Below are 12,974 nucleotides of genomic sequence, written 5' to 3'. Positions count from 1 at the left end.
GGTCACAGCCTCTCGAGCTTGGTGTCGTTGGGGACCTTATAGTACGTGGACACGTTGGTGGTGGACTGGTTCTCGGTACTGACTTCCACCTCACCCACCTTCACGTCCAGCCCTGCCTCGCTGGAAGCAGTGACAACGTTGTTGACCTGGACTGTGGCGGACCCTGCCTCGTAGAGCCGGGCGGCGTCCCGGGCTGCTGCAATGTCATTGCCAAGGGCCACGTTGCGGAGGTAGCTGTCGATGACGGGGCGGTTCTCCGGTGAGTAGTCGACGTCGATCTTCACGGTGCCCTGCGTCCCCACGGACACGGAGGACTCCACCTTTACCGCCTTCACGTCGGTGCCGGCCACCACGCCCTGCGCCACGGTGCCGTCCATGGTGACGGAAACGGAGGAGATGTTGCTGTCCTTGTCCATGGCGACTTGCAGGCCTCCCTTGCCGGAGGCTTCGAACACCCGGCCGTCGAGGTTCAGCTTGCCCTGCGCGGATACCTCGCCGCTGGCCGTGGCAGTGCCGTCCGTGAGGTTCCGTTCGTAGGCCAGGTCCAGTTTCGCCGAGCCGGCTGCCGCGCCGCTCTCCCCTTCGGCCTCCAGTGAGAGGGTGCCCTTGGCCTTGTCTGTCTGGCCGGTGGATCCGTTGTCGCCGGCGGCGTTGTTGATGGTGTCCAGGATGTAGTCCGGCGGGTTGCCGGCCACATCCTTGATCTCGCCCACACTGTCCGGCGGCAGGTCCCGGTACATCTGCTCGCGGGCGGCCATGGCCTCCTCCACGCTGCCGAAGGTGTACTCGCGGGATACCTGCCCGTTCAGGGTGACGCCGGCGGTTCCGGTGGTGTCATTGACTCCCAGCCCCATGTTTCCGTAGACCTTCATGGTGGCGGAGCCGTCCGCGTTCTCCACCACTTCGGTCCCCACCTCCGCGCCGCCGTGGACCCAGGCCACCCGCGCCTCGATGGACGCCTTCCCGGTTTCGGAGTAAACCGGAATGTCCGCCTTGGCCAGTTCCTGCAGGTAGTCCTTGGCCTGTTCCTGGGCCGAGGCAGGGATGCCGCCGTCCATCCGCATGAGGTCCTCGGCGAAGGGGCCGTCCTCGCCAACGCCTTCGATCAGGTACTTCCGGTCGGCGGCGGACAGGCCTGCCCACCACTCCGCCTGCTCCCTGGGGCCGGCATCAAGCATGCGTTCCAGGCCGGCCTCCAACTCCTTCCGGTGTTCCGCGGCGGCGGCCGCTGCCGCGGCCTGCTCCTGGAGCCAGTCCCTCGCCTGCCCGGCCAGTATGGCCATCCGGTCCCACAGGCTGGTGCCGCCGGACCCGGAGGACGACGAGGCCTTCTCCTGCTCATCGGCGTGCTGCAGCAGGAGCTTCGAGTTTTCACGCAGGCCGGCCACCACCCGTTCCAGCCCGGGGCGGTGGGTGCCGGTCCATTCCCGCCGGAAGCGTTCCCCGTCCGCGCCCTTCCACGGCGCAGCCTGGATCTGGCCGTGCAGCACGCCGGCCCGGGTGCTCAGGAGGGATGCGGCCTGCTCGGCCGCCTTGGCCAGCGCCCTCAACTGGCTGACGTCGGCGCCGTAAAAAGTCATGTGGTCCCCCGGGAAAGTGTGCGCTGCGTGTTCAACCGCCGTGCCCATGGTTGCACGGAGCGCACTCAATGGGCGATGGGGATCCCTCCCCATCGGATCGCCGCCCTCCGGGATTCCGGCCGGAATTCGCGATGCCGGCACCCGGCAGTTGCCCTTGGCAATCCCTGAGCCACGCATACTGTTCCGGGCCCCGTCCGCGTGGGACGATTACGGTTGTGTGGGGCACGCACACCAGTGAACCACCGCGCGGGTGCCGCGCATGCACAAAGGAACAGCCATCAAAAGAGAACTGAAGCAGGCCGTAAGCGCCGCAGAGAACGTCACCAACTCGCGGACACTGGAGGTGCTGGCGAGGGCAGGATTTGCGGCGAGCGGCATCCTGCACCTGCTGGTGGGGGCAATCGCCATCCGGCTGGCCATGGGCGGCAGCGGCAATGCCGATTTCAGCGGCGCCGTGGCGGAACTTTCAACCCAGCCGGCCGGGCCCTTCCTGCTGTGGGCCAGCTTTGCGGCCTGCGCCGCGCTGGCGCTGTGGCAGACCAGCGACGCCATCTTTGACTACAACCGCCTCCCCACCAAGGAAAAGGCCGGGAAGAAGGCGAAGGCCGGGGCACAGGCATTGGTCTTTGCCGGGCTTGCGCTGACCCTGCTGTCCTTCGCCCGGGGCACGGGTTCGGGCGGTGACAACCAGCGGGCCGCCAGCGACATGACCGTCAACCTCATGAAGGCGCCCGGCGGCGTGGCCCTGCTGGTGGTGCTGGGCATCGCCATCGCCGTCACGGGCGTGGTGTATGCCATCCGCGGCCTGCGGAAGTCCTTCGAAAAGCACCTGGTGATGCCGGCCAACCAGAAGGCCAGGACGGCCGTCACCGTGCTGGGCGTGACCGGGTACGTGGCCAAGGGCATCGTGCTGTTCCTGACCGGCCTGCTCATCGCCATCGCCACGCTGCAGGCCCACCCGGAGGACGCCACCGGCCTGGACGGCGGCCTCCGCGCGCTCCGCGACCAGCCCCTGGGCGTCTACCTGCTGGCGGCCGTGGGCGCCGGGCTGATCTGCTACGGGGTGTTCATGATCGTGCGGGCGCGGCTTGCCAAGATGACCCAGTAACACCCGCACCGGGATCCTGTGGCGGCTCGTTAGGCTGGGACCATGCCCCAGGTACGCGCTGAACGCCTCATCCGCCTCGACCCGGAGACCGTTTTCGCCTTCTCCCAGACCACCGGCTCCTTCCGGCTCAAGTGGGATCCGTTCATCTCCTCCCAAGGGTTCCTGGACGGGGCCGGTTCGGCGGGCAAGGGTGTCCGCACCCGGACCCGCTCACGGCTGGGACTGACGATGGTCAGCGAATACGTCTCCTACGCCCCGCCCCGCAACGTTGGCATGACCATGGTCTCCGGGCCCTGGTTCTTCGGGAACTTCGGCGGCGGCTGGCGCTTCACCCCCGACGACGGCGGGACCCGGGCTGTCTGGAAGTACACCTTCTCGTGCCGGCCGGCTGTGTTGCGGCCGCTGATGGAACGGGTGGGCACCTGGCTGTTGGGACGTGAGATCGAGCGCCGGATCGAGGCGTTCGCCCGGGCCTGCGAGGACCCGGCGCTGGTGGCCGAGTTCAGGGCCGACCTCAGGGCACGGTGATGACGGCCACCGCGTTCTGCGTCCCGTCCCGCAGTTCCACGCTGGAAATGCTGCCCAGCTGAATCGGCGTGGCCCCCGTGACCCGCGCCCGGCCGCTGGGTGTTGCCGTCCAGGAGCAGGCCCGGTCCTCGCTGCCGGCGCGGTCGCGGACCCAGAGCGAGAGCGTCCCGTCCTGCGGCAGGCTGCTCCCGTTCACCGCCAGCTCCGTTCCCCAGGTCTTCCTGGCGAGATCGATGCTGAACTGCAGCCCGCCTCCGGACTGTACCGAATACGTGGCGTCGGGCGGCTCGGGCCGCGCCAGCAGCGGCCCGGCCAGGATCCCCGCGGCAAGGCAGGCGGCAGCGACCGCGCCCACCAGCGCCACCCACCGCCGTCGGACGGTCCGACGGCGGCGCGCGAGTTTCGCAAGCAGCGGCGGCGGGGCGGGGGCGTCGGGAGCGGCGGCAAGGGTTGACGCGACCGTCAGCGCCACCGCATCCGGAACGGGAAGTGCGTCCAGGGTTGCCGGCAGCGTCTCCAGTCCGGCCAGTTCTTCCCGGCAGGCGCCGCAGGCACGGAGATGGGCTTCGAAAGCTTCCCGGTCCGGCGCGTCAAGGCCGCCGAGCAGGTAGGCACCGAGCAGCTGATGGGGATCCGCGCCGTTCATCCCTCCACCCCCATTTCGTCCAGGATTGTCCGAAGTGCCCGCACCGCGTAATACGCGCGGGACTTCACCGTTCCGCTGGGAATGTTGAGCTGCACGGCGGCCTCGTTGACGGTGAACCGGCGGTAGTGCAGGGCCACCAGGACGTCCCGGTGTTCCCTGCTCAGGCGGAGGAGGGCCTCCTCCACCAGCACCCGGTTGAGCAGCCCGTCCACCTTTTCCAGGGCGTCGGCGGGATCTGTCAGGCTGCTTTCAAGGGATTCCGGCCGGCGCTGCGCCCGGCGGTAGTTGTCGATCATGATGTTCCTGGCCGTCCGGTACAGGTAGCTGCGCAGGCTGCCGCTGATCTCCGGAGCGTGCTGCCATACCCGCAGCACGGTCTCCTGGACCACGTCCTCCGCCAGCTGCGGATCCCGGGAGGCACTGAGGACGAAACGCCGGAGGGCAGCGCCGTGCTCGCGGTAGATGGCCTCCACCACGTCCTCGTCGAGCGGCATGACGTCCCTCCCGCATGTTCCGCGTTTCTGCCTACCACCTGAAGACGCTGCCACCCACAGAAAAGTTCAAACAAAAGTTCACGCCAGGGGGCAGCCGCTGTGAACCATTCTTCACCCGGATGCGTCATACGGTTAGCGTCCGGTGATCCGACGCCGGGCCCAGCCAAGGAGCACCCCATGAAACACCATCTGGGCGCAGGCCTCGCCATCCTGGCCCTTTCCGCGGCGCTGGCTGCCTGCGGCGGCAGCACCGGAACGACGCCGGCGGACACCAGCCCGGCTGTCACCACTGGCGCTCCCCCTGCTTCGGCAACCGCACCCGCCGCGTCTGTTTCGCCGCCGTCGGCGACGCCGACCACCACGGCCGGTGCCGCCGTCGACCTTATGACCGCCTCCTCGAGCGCCGGGGAGATCGTGGTGGATGCGGACGGAAGGAGCGTGTACTTCTTCACCAAGGACGTGAAGGATTCCGGAACCAGCGCCTGCACGGATGCCTGCCTGGCAGCGTGGCCGCCGGTACTCACCACGTCCGCCACGCCGTCGGCGGAGGGTGTGACGGGTGAGCTCGGCACCATCACGACGCCGGACGGCAAGCAGCAGGTCACCCTGAACGGCCTGCCGCTGTACTACTTCGCCCAGGACGCCAAGCCCGGCGACATCCTGGGACAGGGAGTCAACAACGTCTGGTACCTGGCCGACCCCGCCGGCGGCATGATCCAGATGGGCGGCGCCGCCTATTAGGGACCGCTGGTTCCCGCGCAGCCGTACCGGCTGACCAATCGGGCCGCAGGCGCCGCTACCGCAGCGGAACTGCGGGAAGCGTTTCAGGCAGGTGCAGATCCGACGGGCCTGGAACGGGCACCTGCGGCTGCTGGCCCACCCCGTTCGTCAGGTCTTCGGGGACGGCGGTGGGCAGGTCCTTGGCACCGGGGACCTCCAGCTGCCTGCCGGGAGCGTCGGATTCCCCGGTGCCCTTCGCCGGGGCGGCAGGAACGTCCGACGGCGCTGCCTCCGCGGGCTGGCCGGGTTCGGGTGCCGTTGCGGGCGCCGTGGGAACGGTGGCGGAGCAGCGGGGACGGACGGGGCCGGCGCGGCAGGCTCCTCCGCCTGGTTGCCGGCGGGAGCGGCAGGCGCGGTTCCGGTGACGAACGAGGTGACGGTCCGGTGCAGATTGTTGAAGGAGTCGCGGAAGCCTCGGTCCGAGGCGGCGGCGACAGCACCGCCTGCGGAGAGCGAGACGGCCACGGACAGTGCCGTCAGCGCAACGCGGCGCTTCGCGCGGCGCCTGGCGGCCAGTTCATCAACGGGCGCGGGCACGGCGGCAGATGGCACGGCGTCACAGGGCGCGGCATTGCATGGCGCGGCGGCCTGTACGGCCTGCGCACGCTGCAGCAGGGCGGCGACGTCGGCAGAGGGTTCCGGCGTCACGTCGCCCAGGGCCCGGAGCTGCAGGAGGGCGGGGCGGAGCTGGCCGTCGTCGTCCAGTTCCGCTTCCAGCAGCAGCTGGTCAACGACTGCGTCGCTGCGGGATCCTGCGGTGTCACTCATGATTCGCCTGGTTTCTTGAGAGTGTTTGTGCCTTGAGATTTTGAAGGGCCCGGCGCTGCAGCTGCTTGATGGCGCCGGCGCTTTTGCCCATGATGGCGGCCACCTGTTCGATGGACAGGTCCGCCACGACGCGCAGTGCCAGGACTTCCTGGTGTTCCTCGCTGAGTCCGGCCAGCATGTCGGCGGCTCCGCCGGTCAGCTCCACGGCGTGGTCCTCTGCGGAGGGCGTGGTGCGGGCATCATGCTGCGGGTCGTAGGGGGTCAGCTGGGGCCTGCGCTCCAGCCGGCGGTAGTGGTCAACCATCCGGGCGTGGGCAATGGAGAAAATCAGTGATTTGGCACCCTGCAAACCGCCGGTCAGCCCGTCGATTTTGGGATAGAACGCCATGAACACGTCCTGGGTGACGGCTTCGGGATCATCCACGCCGCGGGCCTTGAGATAGCCCTGGACGGGGCCGGCGAAGGACCGATAGGCAGCACCGAACAGCACAGCGGGATCTGTTCCGGCTGCATCGTCGAATATGTCGGTTTCTTCTTGGGCCAGAGTGTCCAGCACCAGCGGCTCCCATCCCGGAAGGCGGCTCCTGCCGCTCCGGTTATCCAGTGTGGATTGCCAGTCCCCATGGTCGGTTGTAGCTGCCCCGGTACGCGGCGGCAGCGCCGGACCGCAGGACCCCGACGGGGGGCGGGTCCTGCAGTCCGGGCGGTGGACCGAAGCGGTCAACAGCTGCGGTCCACCCTAGCTAACCGTGGTTAGCGGACGGAAACCGAGGGGGCTTCCACGACGTCGCCGGCTTCGGCGGGAACGGCAGGAACGGCCGGGACAGCAGGAACGGCGGGCTCGCCGTCAACATCCGGAACGGCCGGAACGGCGGGAACTGCGGGAACCTCGGGACGCTCAACCTCGACGGCGGCGGAACCGGTGGCGTCAGCGCCTGCTTCGGCGGCGGCGCCGGCCTCGGCAACAACATCGGCGCAGTAGCTTTCAACGTTGGCTTCGCCGTCAGCGGCAATTACCAGCGAGGAGAAAGCCTCGGAGTTGGCGTTCAGGCCACCGTTGGTGAAGGCGGTGCACAGGCCGAAGGCTGCTGCACCGGCAGCGTCGACGGCGGTGTTGGCGGCGGCCGAGCCCGAAGCCTGGGCTGCCACGCTGTCTTCGCTCACGGTGGCGTCAGCAGCAGCATCGGCTTCTGCGGAAGCGTCGGCGTCGGCTGCGGCTCCGGTGGCGGCCTCAGCGATGGCCTGTCCCTTGGCAGCTGCGTCGGCAGCCAGCTCCGGGGCGGGGGCGCCGAACAGTTCGTGGGCGGTCTGCTGGGCTTCGGCGGGGAGGGCGCCGGAAACGGCAGCGACGCCGGTTCCGCCAACGGCCAGGGTGCCGGCGGCCAGGACTGAGGCGGCGACTTTACTGCTGGCGAGAACGGTGAACAAAGACATCAAGCACTCCAAACCTAGACAACTATCGGATCGGGCCCGCCGGGCGGACCCATCACCTCCTACATCGCCCCTTGCCGCGGAAAGGTTACGGCGGCCGGAAACATTTTTCCGGCCGCCTTTGTTCCGTCATTGTTCCGCCGCGGAGCCCGCGTGCCTGCTAGGCCCCGACCAGATCCGCGCCGGCCTCTTCGAACTCCACAGCGGCGACGATCTCGAGCGTCTCCGGGTTGATCATGAAGGCCTCGTCATCCTCCTCGACCATCAGGAAGTCACCGTGGTCGGTGGAGAAGTGCCAGGCGAGGGTTCTTTCGCCGTCGTGCATGTAGTTGGGATCGCCCATGGTGATCCTGACGAGCTCGTAGCCCACGATGCTGCACAGCTCACGGATGATGAGTTCGAAGTCCGGTGCATCCTCGAGTGCCTCCGCTTCTGCCTTGGCCTGGCGCTCGGGCAGGTCCGGGATCTGGGCAACGAGCTGCTGGATGTACGCGCCCACCTCCTCGTCGTCGAGGACCAGCAGGTCGGCCTGCCCGCGCAGCCAGGCGGCGTTGAGCGCCGTGATGTTCTCGCGCTCAAGCAGTGCCTCGAACTCGCCGTCGAGCTCCTCCATCCGGAGGACCGCGTCGGGGGTCTCCTCGGTGTCGTCCAGCCCGCCGTCGAGGTAGAACTCCTCTTCCTCCTCGGAGAGGTGGTCGTACGCTTCGACGGCGCGGTTGAAGAGCTCCAGGTGGGCGGCGGCGCCCATGCCGGCCATCCCCTCGCGGACGTAGGTGTCCGTTTCGGCCCGGTCGACGGCGACGAAGGCGTACTGCGCGAAGCCGCCTTCCAGCGCCTGGGTGAGGTAGAAGTCCACGTAGTAGCTGCGGACGGCCACCGGCGACATCTCGTCCGTGTGCAGGAGCGCGGTGTGCATGGCGTCCACCACGCTCACGTTCGCATCCACCACCTCCTCATCGCGTGCTTCGATGCTGCTGCTGGTCAGGATGACGGGCTGCTGGCTGGTGATCATGGAAATCCTCACTGCTGATGGCGGTGCTGCTTGGGACGCTTTTCACGCTACGTGCGCCGGGGTACCGCGCCGTTGAGGAAGAAATGAACGTCAAGCGAAGTTTCGGTAGGGAGCCGTAGTTGCCGCCGAACTCACCGCGGGGCCCGGCGAACTAAGATGGATCAGATAGCCAACCACCGGACGCGGCTCCGCCGTGTCCTGCCGAAAGTAGCGCACGCCATTCCATCCCAACCGGACGCGAGTACGGATCTGGCAATACAGACCCCCGCCATCAACGACCGCTCCCTGGCGGCCGGGCTTGCCTATGCCATGGGCAGCCGCGTCTCCGGGATCTCGTTCGACGCCGGGACCGGGCTCATGCTGGGCAAGGTCCGGGGCGGCGCCGACGTGCCCTACTCCACCACCGCCAAGCTGGTCCGCAGGGGCGGCGGCTGGAGCTGCACGGTTGGTGTCTGCAGCTGCCCGGTGCGCAAGGACTGCAAGCACGTGGCTGCCCTGCTCTTTGCCGCGGAGGACAATCCGGCCATCCGCGTGCAGCTGCTGTCCCCGGGGGTTGCCACCCAGGTGTCCCGGGAGCCCGCCGGCGCTGTCCTGTCCGACTGGGAGCAGGCGCTCAGCCCGCTCATCTCGCAGGCCGGAAACGCCCCCGCAGCCAACGGCGTCCCGCTGGCGCTCCAGTTTGAAATCGAGGAGCCGGCACCGCACTTTTCCTACACCGGCCGCCGGGATCCGGTGCGCAGCGTCCGCCAGCTCAAGGCCCGCCCGGTAATCATGGGCGCCAAGGGCAAGTGGATCCGCGGCGATGTCTCCTGGAACACCCTGAGCTACCTGAACTTCCGCCGGGAGTGCAACGAGGCGCATATCGAGTGGATGCAGGAATTCGCCGCTGCGCACTCCGCCTCCGCCAGCCGGATGCACAACTCGTCCGGGCTGTGGCTGGGCCTGAATTCCTACTCGGGCAAGAACCTGTGGAGCCTGCTGTCCGACGCCCGCAAGATCGGGCTCGCGCTGGTGCACTCGCGCGGCACCGAGCCGGTCCGGATCGCCGAGGCCCCTGCCGCCGTCGGACTCAACCTTGGACGGTACGGCACGGGACCGGACGGCGCGGGACCGGACGGCGCGGGACGGGACGGCGCACAGGCTGAGGGCGGCGGCGGACAGGACGCCGCGCCCGACGGCGGACTGGAACTAGCGCCCACCATCACCGTGGACGGAAGCCCGGTTGATCCGGCGGCGGTGGGCACGATAGGACGGCCGGCGCACGGGCTGTTCTTCACCACGGGCGAGGCCGCGCTGCCGGGGGTCCCCGATCCCGACGGTGTCATCACCCTGGCACCGCTGGAGACCGGCCTGAGCGAGGAACTGCTGGCCTTCGTCACGGCCGGCAGCACGCTCCATATTCCTGCCAAGGACGAATCACGCTTCCTCACCGGCTTTTATCCGAAGCTCAAGCAGAAGGCGCGGGTCACCGCCCGCGATGAATCGGTGGAGCTGCCGGCCCTTGCTGTTCCCACGCTCTCGCTGCTGGCAAACTACGGGGCCGACCACCGAGTGCGCCTGCACTGGGAGTGGCACTACAAGAGCGGCAACCTGGTCACGGCCCAGCCGCTGTGGCGCCATCCCGGCGACCATGGCTACCGCGACGACACTGCAGAAGCGCGCATCCTGGAAGGCATCGGCCAGCCGTGGGACGTGGTTCCCGCCCTGGGCGAGTCCGCAACCGGCGGCTGGGGCACTCCCCGGCTGGCGGCGTCGGCCGAGCTGGCAGGCCTGGACACGCTGGCTTTCACCGAGGAGGTGCTGCCGCGGCTCCGCCAGGCGCCGGACGTTGAGGTGGAGACAGCGGGCGACATCGCCGACTACCGGGAGGCCGAGGAAGCACCGGTGGTCTCCATCTCCACCAAGGCCACCGAGCAGCGCGACTGGTTCGACCTGGGCATCCAGATTTCCCTCGAGGGGCAGCCGGTGTCCTTCGCTGCCGTGTTCTCCGCGCTGGCCGCGGGGCAGACCAAGATGCTGCTGCCCAGCGGCGCGTACTTCTCCCTGGACCTGCCGGAGCTGCACCAGCTGCGGGCGCTGATTGAAGAGGCACGATCGCTGCAGGACAACAAGGACGCGCCGCTGCAGATCAGCCGCTTCCAGGCCGGGTTGTGGGACGAGCTGGCGCAGCTGGGGATCGTGGACCAACAGGCTGCCGCCTGGCGTTCCGCCGTGGGCGGCCTCCTGGAGGGCGGCACGGACGGGCTTCCGCTGCCGGCGTCGCTGAACGCCGAGCTCCGCCCCTACCAGCTGGAGGGCTTCAACTGGCTCACCTTCCTGTACAAGCACAGCCTGGGAGGCGTGCTTGCCGACGACATGGGCCTTGGCAAGACCGTGCAGGCGCTGGCGCTGATGTGCGCGGCGAAGGAACTCTCGCTGGCGGCAGCCGGCGCTGATGCGGAGGCGCCCGACGGCGGTGCTGCCGCCGGCTCCGCAGCGGATGGCGTCACCCGGCCCGCCGCCGTCGCGCCCTTCCTGGTGGTGGCGCCCACCAGCGTGGTGGGCAACTGGGCGGCCGAAGCGGCCCGCTTCGCGCCGGGACTGAAGGTGCAGGCGGTGGGCGAGACGTTCGCCAAGAACGGACAGGATCCGGCGGCGGCACTCGCGGACGCGGACGTTGTCATCACGTCCTACGCGCTGTTCCGCATCGATTACGACTCCTATGCCGCCCGCTCCTGCGTCCGGCCTGGTGCTGGACGAGGCGCAGTTCGTGAAGAACCACCAGTCCAAGGCCTACCAGTGCGCCCGCAAGCTGCCGGCCGCCTTCAAGCTGGCCATCACCGGCACGCCGCTGGAGAACAACCTTATGGAGTTCTGGGCGCTGACCTCCATTGTGGCGCCAGGCTTGTTTTCCAGTCCCAAGCGGTTCGCGGAGTACTACCAGAAGCCTGTGGAGAAGAACGGGGACAAGGGGCAGCTGGACAAGCTCCGCCGCCGGGTCCGTCCGCTGATGATGCGCCGCACCAAGGACCAGGTGATCAAGGACCTGCCGCCCAAGCAGGAGCAGATCCTGGAGGTGGTGCTGAACCCGCGGCACCAGAAGGTCTACCAGACGCATCTGCAGCGCGAACGGCAGAAGATCCTGGGGCTGATCGAGGACGTGAATAAGAACCGGTTCACCATCTTCCAGTCACTGACGCTGCTCCGGCAGCTGAGCCTGGACGCGTCCCTTGTTGACCCGGGCCTGTCCGGGATCCGGTCCAGCAAGCTGGATGTCCTGTTCGAGCAGCTCGAGGACCTCGTGGCGGAGGGCCACCGGGCGCTGATCTTCAGCCAGTTCACCGGGTTCCTGGGGAAGGTGCGCGAGCGGCTTGACGAGGAGGGCATCGAGTACTGCTACCTCGACGGCGGCACCCGCAACCGTGCCGACGTGGTCAGCGAGTTCAAGAACGGCAGCGCGCCGGTGTTCCTGATATCGCTGAAGGCCGGCGGCTTCGGGCTGAACCTCACGGAGGCCGACTACGTCTTCCTCCTGGACCCCTGGTGGAACCCGGCATCGGAGGCGCAGGCCGTGGACCGGACGCACCGGATCGGGCAGGCCCGGAACGTCATGGTGTACCGGCTGGTTGCCAAGGACACCATCGAGGAAAAGGTCATGGCGCTCAAGGCCCGGAAGTCGCAGCTGTTCGCCGACGTCATGGAGGGCGACGCCCTGGCCGGCGGTGCCATCACGGCCGAGGACCTTGCGGGGCTGTTCAAGGAGTAAGGGGCTGTTCGCTGCCCTGCGGAACCAAGGCTGCCCGGCGTTTATCTAGGAAAGCCCTGGGCTACTTACGAAAGCCCCTGCGGCGGCAGGGTCAGGAGCTCGGCGCCGCTTTCGGTGATCGCGATCGTGTGCTCACTGTGCGCGGTCCGGCAGCCCGTGGCGCTCCGGAGCGTCCATCTGTCGGCGTCGGTGACCAGTTCTGCGGTGTCCGCCATGACCCACGGCTCCAGCGCGAGCAGCAGCCCGGGCCGGAGCTTGAAGCCGCGGCCGGGACGTCCGGCGTTCGGAACGTGCGGGTCCTGGTGCATGGTGGATCCGATGCCGTGGCCACCGAACTGGGTGTTGATGGGGTATCCCGCGTCGCTGAGGACCGAGCCGATGGCGTGCGAGATGTCGCCGATGCGCGCCCCCGGCCCGGCAGCGGCGATTCCCGCGCGCAGTGCCCGCTCTGTTGCCTCGATCAGGGCCACGCTCTCCGGGTGCCTGGTTTCGCCCACGATGAAGCTGATGGCAGAGTCCGCCGCCACGCCACCCTTCAGGACGGCGAGGTCAAGCGTCAGCAGGTCACCGTCGGCCAGGGCATAGTCGTGCGGCAGCCCGTGGAGCACGGCATCGTTGACGCCCGTGCAGATGTAGTGGCCGAACGGTCCGCGCCCGAAGGACGGCGCGTAATCGACATAGCAGGATTCGGCACCGGCTTCGAGGATCATGTCCCTGGCCCAGGCGTCGATCTCCAGGAGGTTGGTGCCCACCGTTGTGCGGCCCTTCAGCATATGTAGGATGTTGGCCACCAGGGCGCCGGTTTCCTTCGCCCTGGCCACCTCGGCGGAATTCAGGATCTCAATCATGGGGCAGCCTCCTCGAACCAACTACAGTACGGGC

General features: G+C 68.4%; 11 protein-coding genes and 1 pseudogene. 4 read left to right on the top strand and 8 right to left on the bottom strand.

Features of this window, described 5'->3' with window-relative positions; translation table 11 throughout:
• Positions 1–2: 2 nt before the first annotated feature.
• Positions 3–1,580 carry a hypothetical protein gene (locus tag ACPEE0_RS00820; protein ID WP_407710164.1) on the bottom strand — a complete coding sequence of 526 codons (1,578 nt, stop codon included), beginning with the start codon at positions 1,578–1,580 and terminating at the stop codon, positions 3–5.
• A 259-nt stretch (positions 1,581–1,839) separates the two neighbouring features.
• On the opposite strand from ACPEE0_RS00820, the gene ACPEE0_RS00815 reads away from it, so the two are divergent.
• Both ACPEE0_RS00815 and ACPEE0_RS00810 read left to right on the top strand, forming a co-directional pair.
• Positions 1,840–2,688, top strand: coding sequence for a DUF1206 domain-containing protein (locus tag ACPEE0_RS00815; RefSeq protein WP_407710165.1), 849 nt, complete (start codon positions 1,840–1,842; stop codon positions 2,686–2,688).
• 42 nt (positions 2,689–2,730) lie between these two features.
• On the top strand, positions 2,731–3,216 hold the full coding sequence (locus tag ACPEE0_RS00810; protein ID WP_407710166.1) for an SRPBCC family protein: 486 nt from the start codon (positions 2,731–2,733) through the stop codon (positions 3,214–3,216).
• Here ACPEE0_RS00810 and ACPEE0_RS00805 read toward each other — a convergent pair.
• Both ACPEE0_RS00805 and ACPEE0_RS00800 read right to left on the bottom strand, forming a co-directional pair.
• A complete protein-coding gene (locus tag ACPEE0_RS00805) occupies positions 3,203–3,862 on the bottom strand; it encodes an anti-sigma factor family protein (protein WP_407710167.1) in 660 nt (219 codons plus the stop codon). The genes ACPEE0_RS00810 and ACPEE0_RS00805 overlap by 14 nt on opposite strands.
• Positions 3,859–4,356: a sigma-70 family RNA polymerase sigma factor gene (locus ACPEE0_RS00800; RefSeq protein ID WP_407710168.1), complete on the bottom strand. Its 498-nt coding sequence runs from the start codon at positions 4,354–4,356 to the stop codon at positions 3,859–3,861. The genes ACPEE0_RS00805 and ACPEE0_RS00800 overlap by 4 nt, the downstream gene beginning before the upstream one ends.
• A gap of 177 nt (positions 4,357–4,533) precedes the next feature.
• On the opposite strand from ACPEE0_RS00800, the gene ACPEE0_RS00795 reads away from it, so the two are divergent.
• A complete protein-coding gene (locus ACPEE0_RS00795) occupies positions 4,534–5,097 on the top strand; it encodes a COG4315 family predicted lipoprotein (RefSeq protein WP_407710169.1) in 564 nt (187 codons plus the stop codon).
• A gap of 147 nt (positions 5,098–5,244) precedes the next feature.
• On the opposite strand, the gene ACPEE0_RS00790 is transcribed toward ACPEE0_RS00795, so the two are convergent.
• From ACPEE0_RS00790 to ACPEE0_RS00775, 4 genes are all read right to left on the bottom strand, one after another.
• A complete protein-coding gene (locus ACPEE0_RS00790; RefSeq protein ID WP_424573764.1) occupies positions 5,245–5,904 on the bottom strand; it encodes a hypothetical protein in 660 nt (219 codons plus the stop codon).
• Positions 5,897–6,460 carry an RNA polymerase sigma factor gene (locus ACPEE0_RS00785; RefSeq protein ID WP_009359422.1) on the bottom strand — a complete coding sequence of 188 codons (564 nt, stop codon included), beginning with the start codon at positions 6,458–6,460 and terminating at the stop codon, positions 5,897–5,899. Before ACPEE0_RS00785 ends, ACPEE0_RS00790 begins: the two co-directional genes overlap by 8 nt.
• A 197-nt stretch (positions 6,461–6,657) precedes the next feature.
• Positions 6,658–7,338 carry a protein tyrosine phosphatase gene (locus ACPEE0_RS00780; protein WP_354175718.1) on the bottom strand — a complete coding sequence of 227 codons (681 nt, stop codon included), beginning with the start codon at positions 7,336–7,338 and terminating at the stop codon, positions 6,658–6,660.
• Between the two features lie 157 nt (positions 7,339–7,495).
• Positions 7,496–8,347 (bottom strand): DMP19 family protein, encoded by an 852-nt coding sequence (locus tag ACPEE0_RS00775; RefSeq protein ID WP_009359420.1) that lies wholly within the window; start codon positions 8,345–8,347, stop codon positions 7,496–7,498.
• 219 nt (positions 8,348–8,566) lie between these two features.
• On the opposite strand from ACPEE0_RS00775, the pseudogene ACPEE0_RS00770 reads away from it, so the two are divergent.
• A pseudogene (locus ACPEE0_RS00770) lies at positions 8,567–12,092 on the top strand (SNF2-related protein).
• Between the two features lie 65 nt (positions 12,093–12,157).
• On the opposite strand, the gene map reads toward ACPEE0_RS00770, so the two are convergent.
• A complete protein-coding gene (gene map, locus ACPEE0_RS00765) occupies positions 12,158–12,940 on the bottom strand; it encodes a type I methionyl aminopeptidase (RefSeq protein WP_407710171.1) in 783 nt (260 codons plus the stop codon).
• Between the last annotated feature and the right edge of the window lie 34 nt (positions 12,941–12,974).

Origin of the sequence: Arthrobacter sp. SD76 (assembly GCF_049726125.1) — a bacterium.
In the GTDB taxonomy this organism is placed as follows: Bacteria; Actinomycetota; Actinomycetes; order Actinomycetales; family Micrococcaceae; genus Arthrobacter; species Arthrobacter nitrophenolicus.
Note: the sequence above shows the minus strand (reverse complement) of the source record. Positions and strands in the feature narration are given on the sequence as shown.

Coding starts and splice junctions, on each gene's coding strand:
- ACPEE0_RS00810 (WP_407710166.1), top strand. CDS start 2,731: ATGCCCCAGGTACGCGCTGAACGCCTCATCCGCCTCGACCCGGAGACC.
- ACPEE0_RS00795 (WP_407710169.1), top strand. CDS start 4,534: ATGAAACACCATCTGGGCGCAGGCCTCGCCATCCTGGCCCTTTCCGCG.
- ACPEE0_RS00780 (WP_354175718.1), bottom strand. CDS start 7,338: ATGTCTTTGTTCACCGTTCTCGCCAGCAGTAAAGTCGCCGCCTCAGTC.
- ACPEE0_RS00805 (WP_407710167.1), bottom strand. CDS start 3,862: ATGAACGGCGCGGATCCCCATCAGCTGCTCGGTGCCTACCTGCTCGGC.
- ACPEE0_RS00775 (WP_009359420.1), bottom strand. CDS start 8,347: ATGATCACCAGCCAGCAGCCCGTCATCCTGACCAGCAGCAGCATCGAA.
- ACPEE0_RS00790 (WP_424573764.1), bottom strand. CDS start 5,904: ATGAGTGACACCGCAGGATCCCGCAGCGACGCAGTCGTTGACCAGCTG.
- ACPEE0_RS00820 (WP_407710164.1), bottom strand. CDS start 1,580: ATGACTTTTTACGGCGCCGACGTCAGCCAGTTGAGGGCGCTGGCCAAG.
- map (WP_407710171.1), bottom strand. CDS start 12,940: ATGATTGAGATCCTGAATTCCGCCGAGGTGGCCAGGGCGAAGGAAACC.
- ACPEE0_RS00800 (WP_407710168.1), bottom strand. CDS start 4,356: ATGCCGCTCGACGAGGACGTGGTGGAGGCCATCTACCGCGAGCACGGC.
- ACPEE0_RS00815 (WP_407710165.1), top strand. CDS start 1,840: ATGCACAAAGGAACAGCCATCAAAAGAGAACTGAAGCAGGCCGTAAGC.